The organism is Agrobacterium sp. LY4 (assembly GCF_001526585.1).
Taxonomy (GTDB): Bacteria; Pseudomonadota; Alphaproteobacteria; order Rhizobiales; family Rhizobiaceae; genus Agrobacterium; species Agrobacterium leguminum.
Window position 1 is genome coordinate 104,465 of sequence record NZ_ASYA01000023.1, and the last position, 16,709, is coordinate 121,173.

Here is a 16,709-nt window from a genome sequence, read left to right on the forward strand (position 1 = left end):
CGTTTTAAAACCGCGGCCTGAATCAGTCTCTCAATCGCCAAAGCATCCCCGAGAGGCATAACCACACGTGTCGCACTGATGGATCACATTATCTGCATTATTTCTTTTTTAGCATTCCATAAGAACAAAAATTGCGTTAACGCAGTCGTCGCCTCCCAAGGCATGACATTGCAATCATCCAAAATGGAACCAATACCATGACCGACGCGATATCTCCGGTATCGCCGACCGCTGACACTTCGAACGTTGTAAAGACAAATTCGCCTGCACGAGTTCTCACTGCCAGCCTGGTCGGCACGACCATCGAGTTTTTCGATTTCTATGTTTACGCCACGGCCGCAGTGCTCGTGTTCCCCACTTTGTTCTTCCCGAACAATGACCCGATGACGGCGCTTCTGGCGTCCTTCGCCACCTTCTCCATCGCCTTTTTCGCCCGCCCGCTGGGCGCTGTGGTCTTCGGCCACTATGGCGACCGCGTCGGCCGCAAGACCACCCTTGTCGCCGCCCTGCTCACGATGGGCGTTTCCACGGTCGTGATTGGCCTCCTGCCCTCCTATGAGACCGCCGGCGTTCTGGCCCCGCTGCTGCTCGCGCTTTGCCGCTTCGGTCAGGGTTTCGGCCTCGGTGGCGAATGGGGCGGCGCCGTCCTGCTCGCTACGGAAAACGCACCTCCGGGCAAGCGCAGCTGGTACGGCATGTTCCCGCAGCTCGGTGCACCCGTTGGCCTGTTCCTTTCGTCCGGCGTGTTCTGGATCCTGCTGCACTTCATGTCCCAGGAAGCGCTTTTGAGCTGGGGCTGGCGCATTCCCTTCGTCGCTTCGATCATCCTGATCGCGGTCGGCATGTGGGTTCGCCTGTCGATCACCGAAACGCCCGACTTCCAGAAGGCAATCGAAAAGGAAGAGCGTGTGGCCGTGCCGGTCGCGGAACTGTTCCGCAACCACAAGCGCAGCCTCGTGCTCGGCACCTTCGTGGCGCTGGCCACCTTCGTGCTCTTCTACATCGGCACCGCCTATCTTCTGTCCTACAACGTCAAGGTCCTGAAAATCCCGTTCCTCGACGCGCTGGAAGTGCAGATCCTCGGCTCCATCGTTTTCGGCATCTTCATTCCGATCGCCGGCAAGCTCGCCGAAAAATTCGGTCGCCGTGAAATCCTGATCCTGACGACGGTGCTGATCGGCCTGTTCTCCTTCCTGCTGCCAAGCCTGATGACCGGTGGCGAAGGCTCGATCTTCGTCTTCGCGGCTCTGGCCATGATGCTGATGGGCATGACCTACGGCCTGATCGGAACGGCGCTCGCCGCGCCCTTCCCGACCCGCGTGCGCTACACCGGCTCGTCCATCACCTTCAACATGGCCGGCATCTTCGGCGCATCGCTGGCGCCTTACATCGCCACATGGCTGCAGGTGAATTACGGCATGGGTTATGTCGGCTATTATCTCTGCGTATCGGCGCTCATCACGCTGGCCTGCATCCTTATGTCCCGCAAGGACGAAGTCTGAGCCACGCAGAGTTCAAAATACAAGAAGGCCCGCGGAACCTGAAGTTTCGCGGGCCTTTTTTATCTGCGCCCGACAGCGCAACAGCGCATCTCTTCCCAGCCTTGTTGGAAATACGCTAGGCGACGGATTGGCGGATGTCGCGCTGGCCTGACACGCAGATGCGGTTACGCCCCGTTCCCTTTGCCTGATAGAGCGCCAGATCGGCATTGTGCAGGACTTTTTCGAAGACTTCGGCATCCTTCCGGACGGCCACGCCAATCGATATGGTGACACCGATCCGCATCTCCTGATAATCGACCGGCACGGCCTCGATACTCGCACGCAGCCTTTCGCAAACGTCCAGGAACGATTGCAGCCCAGTTTCCTGCACGACAACGAATTCCTCGCCACCCATTCTGGCAACGCTGGCAGAAGCAGCGAAAGCGGCGCGTATCCGCTGTGCGACACTGGAAATCACCGCATCGCCTGCCAGATGGCTGAACCTGTCGTTCACGGACTTGAAATGATCGATATCGAGGAAGGCGACGCAATAATGCGGACCGAGATCGATACATCCGGCATAAAGCCCAAGGCGATTGCTGAGGCCCGTCAAGGCATCCGTATGGCTCAGATACAGAAATCGCTCATGCGATTGCGCCAGAAGCTTCACTTCCCTGGCATTCAGCCAGCAAACCAGCAGCGTTATCGTAAACGAGATAGCGGCGGACAGGGTGATGCCAAGGATAAGCCCGTTGACGAGATCCGTTACCAGCCCGAACTCCGCCAGCAGAAGCAGACCGAAAAAACAGATAAGAACAGCTATGACCGTGACGACACAGGCGACCCGGATTGCAAATTCCAGCGGTTCAAGCCGCCGGCGGCGCTCCGACGTCGCAATCGAAAAACTCATCATCTCGATCAGTTTTTTCCAGAGACCCAATACCATCCCCAGCAGCGCCCAATCATCTAACGTCGTCGAAAACTCTAATATAAATCGTCTAAAATATTGGAGAGGGCCGACACCCTCTCCACTTTCATCTTGCTATAGACCATAACCATTGATCGACCGTTACGATAAACGCCAACGGCCGCATCAACGCAAGGTTTTGTCGCCAACCATACCGGCCTACACCGGATTTCAGCTTCCGAGGAAAGGCTCCACCTCACGGCCCGGCATGAAAAGGCCAAGCCGCTTGATTTCCCATTCCAGCCGGATGCCCGACTTTTCGAACACGCGCTTGCGGATGGTCTCACCCAGATATTCCAGATCGTAACCGGTCGCATGGCCGGTATTGATCATGAAATTGCAATGCAGCGATGACATCTGCGCGCCGCCGATGACCAGACCGCGACCGCCCGCCTCATCGATCAGCTCCCAGGCGGAATGACCTTCGGGATTCTTGAAGGTGGAACCGCCCGTCTGCTCGCGGATCGGCTGCACGGTTTCGCGGTGGTGGCGCACGGCATCCATATCGGCACGGATTTTCGCCTTGTCTTCGGGATAACCCTCAAACAGCGCGCCCGTGAAGATCAGGCCCGCATCGGCGCCGGAATGGCGATAGCTGTAGCCCATATCCGCATTGGAAAGTACATGCTGGTTGCCCTGACGGTCGACCGCATAGACCTCCACGACACGCTCGCGCGTCTCGCCGCCATTGGCGCCCGCATTCATGCGCAGCGCACCGCCGATGGAGCCGGGAATGCCGTAATAGAAATGGAAACCGCCGATGCCATTATCCATGGCCATGGCCGCAATATGCTTGTCCGGGCAGATCGCGCCCGCCTTGATGCGGTTTTCACCGGCAAGCTCCACCTGGCCAAAGCCCTTGGCGGACAGACGAACAACGACGCCCGGAATGCCGCCATCGCGCACCAGAAGGTTCGAGCCGACGCCAACCACGGTCAACGGCACGTCTTCCGGCAGAATTTTCAGGAAGGCAATCAGATCGTCGGTATCGTGCGGCTGGAACATGACTTCCGCAAGACCGCCGGCTCTGAACCACGTCACGCGGTCCATGGGCGCATCCGGTGTCAGACGTCCCCGCAATTCATTTACCCCGTCGCCGAGCCTCCCCAGCAATTTAACCCCATCGACCTGTCTCATTCAGACTTTCCTGATATGCTCTTCAATTCCGAAGGCAGTACTGCTGCCCATTGCGTGATATTTCCAGCCCCCAAGAGAACCACGAAATCACCCGGATTCGCAATGCCTGCAACCACTGAGGCGAGATCTTCCCGTTTCTCGAGAAAACGGGCGTCACGGTGGCCGGCGGCCTTGATGGCCGAAACCAGCGCTTCCGAGCTTGCGCCCTCAATCGGATCTTCGCCCGCGGCATAGACCGGAGCAAGGATAATCGTGTCGGCATCGTTAAAACAATGCGCGAAATCGTCGAACAGGCTGGAAAGGCGGCTATAGCGGTGCGGCTGGTGCACGGCGATGATACGGCCCTTGCAGGCCTCCCGCGCCGCCTTCAGCACGGCCTTGATCTCCACCGGATGGTGACCGTAGTCGTCGAAAACCTGCACCCCATTGGCTTCGCCCGTCAGCGTGAAGCGTCGCTTGACGCCGCCGAAGGAGGCAAGGCCCTTCTTGATGTCGGCTTCCGAAATGCCGAGACGATTGGCAACCGCAATCGCCGCCGTCGCATTCGACACATTGTGGCGGCCGGGCATCGGCAGGACGAGGTCCTTGAAGGAGAATATCTTGCCGGTGCGGCGACGGCGGATTTCCACGTCGAACACCGAGCGCGTGCCGTCGATGCGCACATTAGAAAAACGCACATCAGCCTGCGGGTTCTCGCCATAGGTGATGATCTTGCGGTCCTCGATGCGGCCGACCAGTGCCTGCACTTCCGGATGATCGAGGCACATGACGCCGAAACCGTAGAACGGCACGTTCTCGACGAACTGACGGAATGCGGCGCGCACGGCATCGAAATTGCCGTAATGGTCGAGATGTTCCGGATCGATATTGGTGATGACGGCCACATCGGCTGGCAGCTTCAGGAAGGTGCCGTCGGACTCGTCGGCCTCCACCACCATCCATTCGCCCTCGCCCATGCGGGCGTTGGTGCCGTAAGCATTGATGATGCCGCCATTGATGACGGTCGGGTCGAGATTGCCGGCTTCCAGCAGCGTCGCGACCATGGAGGTGGTCGTGGTCTTGCCATGGGTGCCGCCAATGGCGATGGCGTTACGGAAACGCATCAGCTCGGCCAGCATTTCGGCCCGGCGAACGATCGGCAGGTGCTTTTCACGCGCCGCGATGAGTTCCGGATTGTTCTTTTTAATGGCGGTGGAAACGACCACGACCTCGGCATCGCCGATATTATCCGCCGTATGACCGACGAAAACCTCGATGCCCTTGTCGCGCAGGCGCTGCACATTGGCGCTGTCGGCCTGATCCGACCCCTGAACGCGGTGGCCGAGATTGTGAAGCACTTCGGCAATGCCGCTCATGCCGATCCCGCCTATGCCGATGAAATGCACAAGGCCTATGGCTTTCGGCATCTTCATGCCCCGACTCCTTCATTCTTCTTCTTGAATTCCTGTACGGACCGACCGGAAGCAATCGCCTCCACCAGATCGGCCAGCACATCCGCCGCATGCGGTTTGCCCGTCGCCTTCGCCGCCGCCGCCGTTGCCGAAAGACGGTCCGGCTCCGAAAGTGCCGAGGACAGCAGGCCGGAGAGCTTCTGCGGCGACAGTTCCGCCTGCTTGATGACGCTTGCCCCGCCCGCCGCCGAAAGCGCTGCCGCATTGGCGGCCTGATCGTGATCGAGCGCATGCGGATAGGGAACGAGGATCGACGGGCGGCCGATCACCGAAAGCTCCGATACGGTCGAAGCGCCCGAGCGGCTGATGACCAGATCGGCCTCGCCGATACGCGACGCCATATCGCCGAAGAAGGGCGAAACATCCGCCTTCACGCCGAGCTTCTGATAGGAGGCGATCACGCTGTCCTTGTCTTCCGGCCGTGCCTGCTGGGTGACGACGATGCGCTTGCGCTGCTCATCTTTCAGCAGGCAGATCGCCGCAGGCACCGCGCTCGAGAAGAACTGCGCACCCTGGCTGCCGCCGAAAACGACAAGCTGGAATGTCTCACCCGTCTGCGAGGGCGTATAGGGTATCTCCGACGCCGCCAGCACCGCCGGGCGCACGGGATTTCCGGTCGCCACGGTCTTGTCGGAATATTGACCGTTGGCGGGTGGCAGGAAACCGCCGGCAATCGCTTTCACCCGGCCTGCCAGCGCCTTGTTGGCGCGGCCCATTACCGCATTCTGCTCGTGAATGATGGAGGGAACGCCAAGCCCGGTCGATGCCAGAAGCGGCGGCACGGTGGGATAACCGCCGAAACCGACGACTGCGACCGGCTTCAGTTTCGCTACCAGCCGGCGCGCGGCGCGCAGACCGACCCATAGCTTCCAGAGCGAACGCGCCACGGAAATCGGGTTTTTCGAGCCGATGGTGGCGGACGGCACGACATGGATTTCGTCCGCCGGGAACTTGCCGGCATAACGCTCGGCGCGGCTGTCAGTGACCAGATGCACCTGATAACCGCGCGCTTTCAGCGTGTGCGCGAGCGCCTCGGCTGGAAAGACATGACCGCCGGTTCCCCCGGCGGCAAGAAGAACAATACCCTTGCTCATGATCGTTTACTCCGCGGGAACGCCGGAACCGACGCGGAAGAAACTCCGCTCCTGCGCCCGCTTTTCGGGTCTGTGGCGTGTCAGCGCCAGAAGGAAGCCGGCGGTCACACAGATCGCCATCATCGACGAACCGCCGTAGGAAATCAGCGGCAGCGTCATGCCCTTGGCGGGCATCAGTTCCAGATTGACGCCGATATTGATCATCGACTGCATGCCGATCTGCAAAACGAGGCCGGCCACGGCGAAGCGGCAGAAGTCGTCCTTTTCCTTGAAGGCATGCGAGAGGCCGCGCAGCACGATGAAGGCGAAGATCGCCACCAGGAACATGCAGAAAACGATGCCGAATTCTTCCGCCGCCACCGAGAAGATGAAGTCGGTATGGCTGTCGGGAATGATGCGCTTGACGATGCCCTCGCCCGGCCCGCGCCCGAACCAGTCGCCGCGAATGATCGCCTCTCGCGCCGTGTCCACCTGGAACGTATCGCCTTCGCCGGTCCAGAAACGGTCGATACGACCGGCCACATGCGGCAGCATCAGATAAGCGGAGATGATGCCGCCGACGCCGACACCGCCGAGCATGATGATCCAAAACCACGGCACGCCGGCCATGAAGAACATGCCGCCCCAGACCACCGACGTCAGGATCGTCTGGCCGAAGTCGGGCTGGGCGATCAGGAGCGCTGCCACGATGCCGAAGGTGATGATGGCGAAGAGGTTGCCCGGAATTTCCGGATGGCGTGCCCGTTCGGCAAACAGCCAGGCGCAGACGATGACGAAGGCCGGCTTCATGAATTCCGACGGCTGGATCGAGAAGGTGCCGATGGAAATCCAGCGCCGCGCACCCTTGACCTCGATGCCGAAAAACAGCGCGAAGATCATCATCAGCAGCGAAGCGATAAGCATGATGACCGCCACGCGCCGCACCTGACGCGGCGACAGGAAGGACAGGCCGACCATGATCGCCAGTGACGGCACCATGAACATCGCCTGACGCTCGACGAAGAAGAAACTGTTGAGGCCGATGCGCTCGGCAACCGCAGGCGACGCCGCAAAGGACAGCATCAGACCGATGCCCATCAGCGCGATGAACGCCGCCAGAAAGAAACGGTCGATGGTCCAGAACCACTCCGCGACCGGACCACGATCAACTCGGCTTACCATGGCCTTCAGCCCCCTTTTCCAGAGTCAACCAGCATCGTCATGCCATCGAGCGCCGCGACCTGCGCGACGAACGAATCACCTCTGATCTCAAAGTTCTTATATTGATCGAAGCTTGCGCAAGCCGGGGATAACATCACGATATTGCCGGCCGTCGCATCTTTTTCCGCATCCGCCGCCGCATGTTGCACGGCCTTGTCCAGCGTGCCGGATATTTCGTAAGGCACGGCCTCGCCAAGCGTCGCGGCAAATTCGGCCGCCGCCTCGCCGATCAGATAGGCCTTGGCGATGCGCGGGAAAAGCGGCGAAAGGCTGGTGATGCCGCCTGCCTTGGGCAGACCGCCGGCGATCCAGTAGATACGGTCGAAACTTGAAAGCGCCGGTGCCGCAGCATCGGCATTGGTGGCCTTGCTGTCGTTGACGAAGGTGACATTGCCACGTCGGCCGACCGGCTGCATACGATGCTTGAGGCCGGGGAAGGATTTCAGGCCTGCGCGAACTTCCTCTTCGGAAACGCCGACCGCAAGGCAGGCGGCGATTGCCGCCGCAGCATTCTGCGCATTGTGGCTGCCGCGCAGGGTCTGGATACCCTCGAGATCGGTGAGCAGCGAATAAGTGCCGCCATGCGCACGGAAAATGCGGCTGCCTTCGGCATAGAGACCTTCGGAAACAACATTGCGCTTGGAAATGCGCTCCACCTTGACACCGGCGCGTTCGATACGGTCTGCAATCAATGTCGAATGGCTGTCATCGACGCCGACGATGGCCGTTTGACTGCCAGCCACCAGCCGTTCCTTGACATCGGCATAGTGCTGCATCGTGCCGTGACGGTCGAGATGGTCAGGCGTCAGATTGAGCAGAATGCCGGCGGTCGGATTGATCGTCGGTGCGAGATCGATCTGGTAGGACGAGCACTCGACAACATAGAAACGCTGCGCCTTCGGCGGATCGAGGCTCAGCACCGCCGTACCGATATTGCCGCCGAGCTGCGTATCGCGGCCCGAAGCCTTGAGAATATGCGCGATCAGCGCCGTCGTCGTGGACTTGCCGTTGGTGCCGGTAATCGCGATGAAAGGGCAATCCGGCGCGTGCGCACGGCGCTCGCGGATGAAAAGCTCGATATCGCCGATGATCTCGACGCCCGCAGCTTTCGCAAGGTCGACCGACCAATGCGGTTTCGGATGCGTCAGCGGCACGCCGGGCGCCAGAACGAAGGACGAGAAGTTCGGCCAGTCAATCGTCCGAAGATCCGCCGTCTTGATGCCTTCGGCCTCAGCCTTCGCGACACTGTCGGGATTGTCGTCGAAAGCAACGACATCCGCCCCGCCGGCCACCAGCGCCCGGGCCGTGACGAGACCCGAACCGCCAAGCCCGAAGAGAGCGACCTTCTTACCTTTGAACGACGTGACCGGGATCATCGCTCACCTCAGCTTCAGGGTGGCGAGGCCAAGCAGCGCGAGACCCACGGAGATGATCCAGAAACGGATCACCACCTGGCTTTCCGTCCAGCCCTTTTTCTCGAAATGGTGATGGATCGGCGCCATCAGGAAGACGCGCCTGCCGGTGCGCTTGAACCAGAAGACCTGGATGATGACCGACAGGGTTTCCATGACGAAGAGACCGCCAACGATGACCATGACGATCTCGTGCTTCGTGGCGACAGCGATGGAACCGATGAGCCCGCCGAGCGCCAGCGAACCCGTATCGCCCATGAAGATGGCGGCGGGCGGCGCGTTGAACCAGAGGAAGCCGAGGCCCGCGCCGATGACCGCACCGACGATGACGGCAAGCTCACCCGTGCCGGGCACGAAGTTGATCTGCAGGTAATTGGCGAAAACCGCGTTACCGGCGAGATAGGCGATCACGCCGAAGGTGGCCGCGGCGATCATCACAGGCACGATGGCGAGCCCGTCGAGGCCATCCGTCAGGTTCACGGCATTGCCCGCACCGACGATGACAAAAGCACCGAACAGCACAAAGAAGTAGCCGAGATTGATCACGAATTCCTTGAAGAAGGGAAAGGCGATGGAGCTGCCGAGCGTGCCGCCATGCGGGGCGGAAGCCAGCGCCATCTTCATCATGAAGAACACGGCAATCGCCGCAATCAGGAATTCGATGCCGAGACGGGCCTTGCCGGAAAAGCCCTTGTCGCTCTGCTTCGTCACCTTCAGGTAATCGTCATAGAAGCCGATGGCTCCGAAACCGAGCGTCACCATCAAAACGGCGACGACATAGACGTTCGACAGATCGCCCCAGAGCAGCGAACCACCGAGAATGCCGGCAAGGATCATCAGCCCGCCCATGGTCGGCGTGCCGGCCTTCTTGAAATGCGTCTGCGGCCCATCGGCGCGGATGGGCTGGCCCTTGCCCTGGCGCACGCGCAGCGAATTGATGATCGCCGGTCCGAACAGGAAGACAATCAACGCAGAGGTGAACATCGCAGCACCCGCCCGGAAGGTGATGTACCGGAACAGGTTGAAGATTTGAATTTTATCCGACAGTTCGACGAGCCAGATCAGCATAATTGCCCTTTCAAAAGGCTATTTCAGACTTGGCGTTCCGTCTCGGGGAATGCCGGATACTTGTCAAGCAGGGCAGCGACAATCTTGCCGAAACCGAGGCCAAGTGACGATTTTACCATCAGCGCGTCTCCCGGTTGCACCCATTGCAGGGCGAAATCGGTCAGTTCCGCCGTCGTCGGGAACCAGATGACGGTCACACTATCAGGCAGCGCATCGCGCAATGCGGCCATCGCCTCCCCCGCCAGCCAGACATGTTCGATACCGGCCGCGAGCAGTGGGCCCGCCAACTCTTCATGCAACTGCGCGGAAAACTCGCCCATCTCCAGCATGTCGCCGAGAACGGCGACGCGCCGACCGTGACCCTGCGTTTCCGTTTCCGCCAGCACGGCAATCGCCGCACGCATGGAGGCCGGATTGGCATTGTAGCTTTCATCGATCAGCAGAAAGGTGCCGCCGTTGATTGCCAGCTGATGGCGCTGGCCGCGCCCCTTTACCGCCTCGAGCGTTCCCAGCGCCTCGAAGGCGCGGTCGAGATTGGCGCCGGTGACGGCAACGGCGCCCAGCACGGCCATGGCGTTATCGGCAATGTGCCGGCCGGGAATATTGATGTGCAATTCGCTGGTTTCGCCGTTCAGGATCGCCCAGATCGTCGAGCCCGTCGTCGTGCTCTCGAAATCCGCGAGGCGGAAATCCGCCTTGGCGTGCTGCCCGAAGGTGAGGATATGCTCGATACCCTGTTCCTGCGCCGCTTCTTCAAGCTGTTCGAACTGGGCGTTATCACGGTTGAGGATGACGGAACCGCCCTCCTCCAGACCCTCGAAAATCTCCGCCTTGGCGGCGGCGATCTCTTCGATGTTCTTGAAATTGCCAAGATGGGCCGGCGCGATGGTCGTGATGATCGCCACATGCGGGCGCACCAGCTTCACCAGCGGCCGGATTTCGCCGGAATGGTTCATGCCGATTTCGAACACACCGAATTCCGTGTCCGCCGGCATGCGCGCCAGCGTCAGCGGCACGCCCCAATGGTTGTTGAAGGAGGCCACCGCCGCATGCACCCGGCCCGAAGGGGCGAGCGCCTGCCGCAGCATTTCCTTGGTCGTGGTCTTGCCGACCGAACCAGTCACCGCAATGATGCGCGCCGACGTTCTTTCACGCGCCGCGATGGCGAGCTTGCCAAGTGCGGCAAGCACGTCTTCTACCACGATCATCGGCACGGTCAGGCGGCCAAGCGCCGGCAGCTTGGCCTCGGCAACGACCAGAAGTCCCGCCCCGTTCGCAACGGCGAAGCTGGTGTAATCATGACCGTCCACTCGGTCGCCCTTGATGGCGAAGAATGCTTCGCCCGGCTTGACCGTCCGGCTGTCGATGGAAATGCCGGTGATTCCGGTCGGCAGGTTGCCCACGGGGCGTCCCGCCGTGATGGCGATCATGTCGGCGACTGTCCATAACCAGCTCAAATCTTGGATCCTTCCAGCCCTGCCAGTGCAGCGCGCACCTGTTCATGATCGGAAAACGGCAGCGTTACCGAACCGACGATCTGCCCCTCTTCATGCCCCTTGCCCGCGACGATCAGCGTATCTCCATGCGAAAGCAGCGACACCGCATGGCGGATAGCGTCCGCCCTGTCGCCGATTTCCAATGCGCCGGGCGCTGCCGCCATGACTTCGGAACGGATCGTTGCAGCATCTTCCGAACGCGGATTGTCGTCGGTGACGATGACGATGTCGGAAAGCCGCGTCGCAACCTCGCCCATGATCGGGCGTTTGCCCTTGTCGCGGTCGCCGCCGCAGCCGAAGACGGTGATGATGCGGCCCGAGGTGAAGGGCCGGACCGAGGTGAGCACATTTTCCAGCGCATCCGGCTTGTGGGCATAATCCACATAGGCAAGCGCGCCGTTCTTCGTCTGGCCTACGAGTTCCAGACGGCCGGCAGCGCCGATCAGCTTTTCGAGCGCCTTCAACGCGGTTGCCGCGGGAACGCCGGTGGACATGGCAAGACCGGCTGCGACGAGAGCGTTCGCAACCTGAAAGTCACCCGCCAAGGGGATGTCGACTTCATAAATCTCACCGTCATGATGCACTTCGATCATCTGCTTGTGACGGAAGTGCTCGACACGCTTCAGGGCCAGATATTCGCCCTTGCGACCGACCGTGCGCACATCGAGACCGGCTTCGCGCGCCGCGCGGATCGCCTGTTGCGACCATGGATCGTCGGCAAAGATCACGGCGGGAGCGCCCTTTTCCATCAGCGTATCGAAGAGCCGCATCTTCGCGGCCATATAGTCCTCGACGGTCGGATGATAATCCATGTGGTCGCGGCCGAGATTGGTGAAACCGGCGGCTGCCAGTCTCACTCCATCGAGACGGCGCTGGTCGAGACCATGGCTGGACGCCTCCATCGCCGCATGCGTCACGCCTTCGGCCGCAAGTTCGGCCAGAAGCGCATGCAGCGTTACCGGATCGGGCGTGGTGAGCGCGCCGTAGTCCTCGCGGCCGGGTGCAATCACACCTGTCGTGCCGATCTGCGCTGCGGCATGGCCGGCGAAAGCCCAGATTTGCCGCACGAAGGAAGCAACGGACGTCTTTCCCGCAGTACCGGTGACGGCGACCATGGTTTCCGGCTGTTTTCCATAAAAACGGGAAGCGGCAAGGGAGAGATAAAGGCGTGGATCGGTGACCGAAAGCACCGGCACATCGGCATCCAGCGCGTGTCCGGAAACGACAGCGACCGCGCCCTTGGCGACCGCGTCCTTCACATAGGCCGCGCCATCCGCCCTGGTGCCCGCAACCGCCACGAACAGGCTGCCGGGCGCAGCCTTGCGGCTGTCTGCGGTGATCCCCCCGATTTCGATCGCCCCGATCTCAGACAGGAGCAATTCTTTCAATTCCGGAAACGCATTTCCGGATATATCTCGCAAATTCATCGACTGTGTCCGTCTTGTCCCCCCGGCGCGAATCGCCGGAACATCATAAGCTAACAATCAATAAGACACGAGCAAGGCCGAGCCATCCTTGCCGAACTTCGGCTTCACGCCCAGCACCGCCGCCGTGCGGGTGATGATATCGCGCACCATCGGCGCTGCGGATGTGCCGGCGAGTGCCGCGCCATTGCCCTTGTCCGTCTTCGGCTCGTCGATGAAAGACAGCACGACATATTGCGGATCGTCCATTGGAAAGGCCGAGAGGAAGGCGTTGAAGTTCTTGTCGTGCACGTAACGGCCGTTGACGACCTTGTCGGCCGTGCCGGTCTTGCCGCCGACGTTGAAACCATCGACGCGCGCGTTGCGGCCCGAACCGTTGACACCGTTCCACTCGAACAGGAAACGCATGTCCTTGCTGGCGCCCGGCTTCAGAACCTGCTTGGCCACCTGATCGGCCTGTTCGCGGGTACGCGGCAGGAAAGTCGGTTCGATCAGTTTGCCGCCATTGACCAGTGCGGCGCCGGCAACCGCCGTCTGCAGCGGTGTCGTGGAAACGCCGTGGCCGAAGGAAATGGTAATCGAGTTGATCTTCTTCCATTCGCGCGGCTGCGACGGCAGAGCCACTTCCGGCAATTCGGTCTGCATGCGGGTCAAAAGGCCAAGCCGGGTGAGGAATTCCTTGTGGCCTTCCGTTCCCACCGTGTCGGCAATCTTGGCTGTACCGATGTTGGAGGAATACTGGAAGATTTCCGGCACCGAAAGCATCCGGCCCTTGCCGTGGAAGTCCTTGATGGTGAAACCGCCGATGCGGATCGGATAACGCGCATCGAAGGTGTCGCCGAGACGGACGCGGCCCGAATCGAGGCCCATGGCGATGGTGAAGGACTTGAAGGTGGACCCCATTTCGAACGTACCGTTCGACATGCGGTTGAGCCAGCCTTCCTTGGCGCCTTCGGCCGGGTTGTTCGGATCGTAATCCGGCACGGAGGCCATGGCGAGGACTTCGCCGGTATGCACGTCCAGAACCACCGCGCCGGCGCCGATCGCCTGGAACTTGGTGATGGCCGAGGTCACGACTTCGCGGACAATGGACTGCACGCGCAGATCGATGGAAAGCTTCACCGGCTCCAGCGGCTGGTCGCTGGTCATGCCGAGCGCCGTCAGATCGGCAAGGCCCTGGCTGTCGACGTAACGTTCCATGCCGGCAACGCCGCGATTGTCGATATTGACGTGACCGACGACATGCGCGGCGGTCGGCCCGCCGGGATAAAAGCGGCGCTTTTCCGGGCGGAAGCCGACGCCTGGAATGCCGAGCGCCAGAATCTGGCTCTGCTGCTTCGGCGTCAGCTGCCGGCGCAGCCACTGGAAGCGCGAATTGGAAGAAAGCTTCTGATAGGTGCTGCGCTGGTCGAGATCCGGCAGAACCGTCCGCAGCTTCTCGATAGCCTCATCGATATCGACGATGCGATGCGGTTCGGCAAACAGCGAGACGGTGCGAATATCGGTGGCCAGAACCTCGCCATTGCGGTCGAGAAGATCGGGGCGCGACGCCATCAAACGGTCGGCGGGTGCGATGCTCGACACCGTTTCCTGCTCGGCCATGCCATATTGCACAAGACGCCCGCCAACGACGGCGTAAAAGGCGACGAAACCGAAAATGATCAGGCCGACGCGGCTTTTCGCCTGGGCGGCGCGCTTCTTGCGCGCGCCTTCAAAGGCCGCATGATCGGTATAGACGCCGGTGGTGCTGGCGGAAAAATGAGCCTTGCTCTTCAAAACCATGACGCGGGAGAGAAAAGACATCAGCGGTTCACCGATCCTGTTATCGTGTCATCCATGTCGTCGGTTTCATCGCCCGCGACGGCGGAGACGGCCGGAGCCGCTGTGGGACGGGAAACACGCGCCCGAGGTGTCGGAACCGGAGTGCCGTTGACGGCAATCTGACCCGCCGGCGGTGATTTCTTTTTGGTGGCCGCGCCAAGCGTCGCACCCGGCTTGGAACCGTTGACGGCGGCGGCAATGACATCCTCGACGCTCATACCTTCCGGCTCGGGCGGCTGCGGCAGTTGCGAGCGCAGCATCGGCAGCTCGCGCGGTTGCGCCAGTTGCGTCGGCAGCGTCGGCGAAAGGCCAAGCTCGTCCTGATAGGCATTCACGAGCCGGTGCAGACGGTTCGGCTGCGTCAAGAGCGCCCAGTCGGCTCTCAAAAGATCGATCGTATCCTTCTCAAGCTTGATTTCGGCCTCCAGCTTGCGGACCTCCTCAAGCTTCAGATCGGCCTTGTGCTTGATCGAATAGGTGACGACGGCCGCGGCGACCATCACACCCATCAAGATGACATCGAAAGTGCGCAGCATATCAGCCTCCCATCTTTTCAAGGCTGGCGAGATCGGGAAGCTCGAAGATCGAATAATCCGCCGCGCGCGCCGGTGCGGTCGTGCGCAGACCGGCCCGCAGTTTGGCGGATCGGGCACGCGGATTGAGTTCCGCCTCCTCATCGCTGGCGGCGATCATCGGCTTGCCGATGTTATCGAAAATGGCGGGCTTGTCCTCCACCATCGGCAGGTGCCGGGAACCAGCGGCCTTGCCCGAACGGTCGGAGAAGAATTTCTTGACGATACGGTCTTCCAGCGAATGGAAGGTGACGACGACCAGCCGGCCGCCGGGTTTCAAAACCTGCTCGGCGGCAAAAAGCGCCTGCGCCAGCTCGCCCAGCTCGTCATTGACGAAAACGCGCAGCGCCTGAAACACCCGCGTTGCGGGATGAATCTTGTCTTTGGCCTTACGCGGCGTGACAATTTCGATGAGGCCCGCCAGATCGCGGGTGGTGCGGAACGGCTCTTCGGCCCTCTTCTTCTCGATGGCGCGGGCGATGCGGCCCGGCTGCTTTTCTTCGCCGAGAAAACCGAAGATGCGGATCAGATCGCTGACCTTCGCACGATTGACGACATCGGCCGCCGAAACGCCGGAACCCGACATGCGCATATCGAGGGGGCCGTTTTTCTGGAAGGAAAAACCGCGCTCGGCCTCGTCGATCTGCATGGAGGAAACGCCGATATCCAGAACGACGCCATCGAGCCCGCCTTGCGGGGCATGCTTCGCGAGATCGGAGAATTGCGACTGGATGAGGCTCAACCGGCCGCCATTGGCGGCAACCATCGCCTGACCGCCGGCGATCGCGGTCGGATCGCGGTCGAGCGCGATGACGTCAGCGCCCTGATCGAGAATGGCCTGGGTGTAGCCGCCGGCGCCGAACGTGCCGTCGAGGATGACCTTGCCGGATGATGGCTCCAGCGCGGCAATGACTTCGCGAAGCAGGACCGGTATGTGACGCTGAGGTCCGCCATCGGCATCAGAAGATCGTCCGCCAGAATTCGCCGCCATTCCGTGTCCCCGTCCTAGGCGGGGCGAGCAGCCGAAAAACCGCGCCCCGCTCTTGCTTCCGCCTGCGCCGCCAAAAACGCATTCGGTTGCCAAAGCTGAAAATGATCCGCCCGTCCGACGAAGGTGACCTCGGTGGATATGCCGGTGAATTCCCGCACGAAATCCGTCACCATCAATCGACCTTCCTGGTCGAGCTTCATGAAAACGCCGCCGCCGTGAACCAGCAGCGACATCGCGTTCGCCTCGGGCGAGAAGGCATCCATCGACGCGATCTGCCGCTCGTAGCGCTCCAGCAAATCCGGACCGCCGACACTGATGGCCGGAAAGGCGAAATCCTGAAGACAATAAAGCTCCTGAATGCCGCGCCTGACCAGCACCGAACGAAACGGAGACGGAACCGAAACGCGCCCCTTGGCGTCGATCCTGTTCGTCACGTTCGATAAAAAGCGGTCCATTACTCAACTCGCCAAAACCGCATTCCGCAAAGCGAACCATCCACTTTGCAGACGACACCGGTACGCACGACACATCGCCAAGCGCCAGGGCGACGTGCCCTGCAGCAGCCCCTCGCAGGCTCCTCACTCGTTTCAGCGAT

At 61.1% G+C, this 16,709-nt stretch carries 14 protein-coding genes; 1 reads left to right on the forward strand and 13 read right to left on the reverse strand.

Going from position 1 to position 16,709, the window contains the following annotated elements:
- The first annotated feature begins 197 nt into the window (after nt 1–197).
- Nucleotides 198–1,502 carry an MFS transporter gene (locus L904_RS18200; RefSeq protein ID WP_020810674.1) on the forward strand — a complete coding sequence of 435 codons (1,305 nt, stop codon included), beginning with the start codon at nt 198–200 and terminating at the stop codon, nt 1,500–1,502.
- 115 nt (nt 1,503–1,617) lie between these two features.
- Here the strand turns inward: L904_RS18200 and L904_RS18205 are convergent, their stop codons facing one another.
- The 13 genes from L904_RS18205 to mraZ form a co-directional block, all read right to left on the reverse strand.
- Nucleotides 1,618–2,427, reverse strand: a complete 810-nt coding sequence (locus tag L904_RS18205) for a GGDEF domain-containing protein (protein ID WP_031233977.1) — start codon at nt 2,425–2,427, stop codon at nt 1,618–1,620.
- A gap of 192 nt (nt 2,428–2,619) precedes the next feature.
- Nucleotides 2,620–3,585 (reverse strand): UDP-N-acetylmuramate dehydrogenase, encoded by a 966-nt coding sequence (murB, locus tag L904_RS18210; protein ID WP_020810676.1) that lies wholly within the window; start codon nt 3,583–3,585, stop codon nt 2,620–2,622.
- Entirely contained in the window at nt 3,582–4,997 is a 1,416-nt protein-coding gene (gene murC, locus L904_RS18215; RefSeq protein ID WP_020810677.1) for a UDP-N-acetylmuramate--L-alanine ligase, read from the reverse strand. The genes murB and murC overlap by 4 nt, the downstream gene beginning before the upstream one ends.
- Nucleotides 4,994–6,130, reverse strand: coding sequence for an undecaprenyldiphospho-muramoylpentapeptide beta-N-acetylglucosaminyltransferase (murG, locus tag L904_RS18220; RefSeq protein ID WP_003522199.1), 1,137 nt, complete (start codon nt 6,128–6,130; stop codon nt 4,994–4,996). Before murG ends, murC begins: the two co-directional genes overlap by 4 nt.
- Before the next feature lie 6 nt (nt 6,131–6,136).
- Complete coding sequence (gene ftsW / locus L904_RS18225) at nt 6,137–7,291, reverse strand: putative lipid II flippase FtsW (RefSeq protein WP_003522198.1); 1,155 nt, start codon at nt 7,289–7,291, stop codon at nt 6,137–6,139.
- Between the two features lie 5 nt (nt 7,292–7,296).
- On the reverse strand, nt 7,297–8,706 hold the full coding sequence (murD, locus tag L904_RS18230; protein WP_035263160.1) for a UDP-N-acetylmuramoyl-L-alanine--D-glutamate ligase: 1,410 nt from the start codon (nt 8,704–8,706) through the stop codon (nt 7,297–7,299).
- A 3-nt stretch (nt 8,707–8,709) separates the two neighbouring features.
- Nucleotides 8,710–9,810, reverse strand: a complete 1,101-nt coding sequence (gene mraY / locus L904_RS18235; RefSeq protein ID WP_003522196.1) for a phospho-N-acetylmuramoyl-pentapeptide-transferase — start codon at nt 9,808–9,810, stop codon at nt 8,710–8,712.
- A gap of 23 nt (nt 9,811–9,833) precedes the next feature.
- A complete protein-coding gene (locus L904_RS18240) occupies nt 9,834–11,267 on the reverse strand; it encodes a UDP-N-acetylmuramoylalanyl-D-glutamyl-2,6-diaminopimelate--D-alanyl-D-alanine ligase (RefSeq protein ID WP_035263158.1) in 1,434 nt (477 codons plus the stop codon).
- A complete protein-coding gene (locus L904_RS18245) occupies nt 11,264–12,733 on the reverse strand; it encodes a UDP-N-acetylmuramoyl-L-alanyl-D-glutamate--2,6-diaminopimelate ligase (RefSeq protein ID WP_035263157.1) in 1,470 nt (489 codons plus the stop codon). Before L904_RS18245 ends, L904_RS18240 begins: the two co-directional genes overlap by 4 nt.
- Before the next feature lie 57 nt (nt 12,734–12,790).
- On the reverse strand, nt 12,791–14,533 hold the full coding sequence (locus tag L904_RS18250) for a penicillin-binding protein 2 (RefSeq protein WP_003522193.1): 1,743 nt from the start codon (nt 14,531–14,533) through the stop codon (nt 12,791–12,793).
- On the reverse strand, nt 14,533–15,087 hold the full coding sequence (locus tag L904_RS18255) for a hypothetical protein (protein WP_020811527.1): 555 nt from the start codon (nt 15,085–15,087) through the stop codon (nt 14,533–14,535). Before L904_RS18255 ends, L904_RS18250 begins: the two co-directional genes overlap by 1 nt.
- A 1-nt stretch (nt 15,088) precedes the next feature.
- The gene (gene rsmH, locus L904_RS18260; protein ID WP_020811526.1) at nt 15,089–16,114 is read right to left on the reverse strand and encodes a 16S rRNA (cytosine(1402)-N(4))-methyltransferase RsmH; all 1,026 of its coding nucleotides are present in this window, start codon (nt 16,112–16,114) and stop codon (nt 15,089–15,091) included.
- A gap of 14 nt (nt 16,115–16,128) precedes the next feature.
- The gene (mraZ, locus tag L904_RS18265; RefSeq protein ID WP_003522190.1) at nt 16,129–16,569 is read right to left on the reverse strand and encodes a division/cell wall cluster transcriptional repressor MraZ; all 441 of its coding nucleotides are present in this window, start codon (nt 16,567–16,569) and stop codon (nt 16,129–16,131) included.
- Between the last annotated feature and the right edge of the window lie 140 nt (nt 16,570–16,709).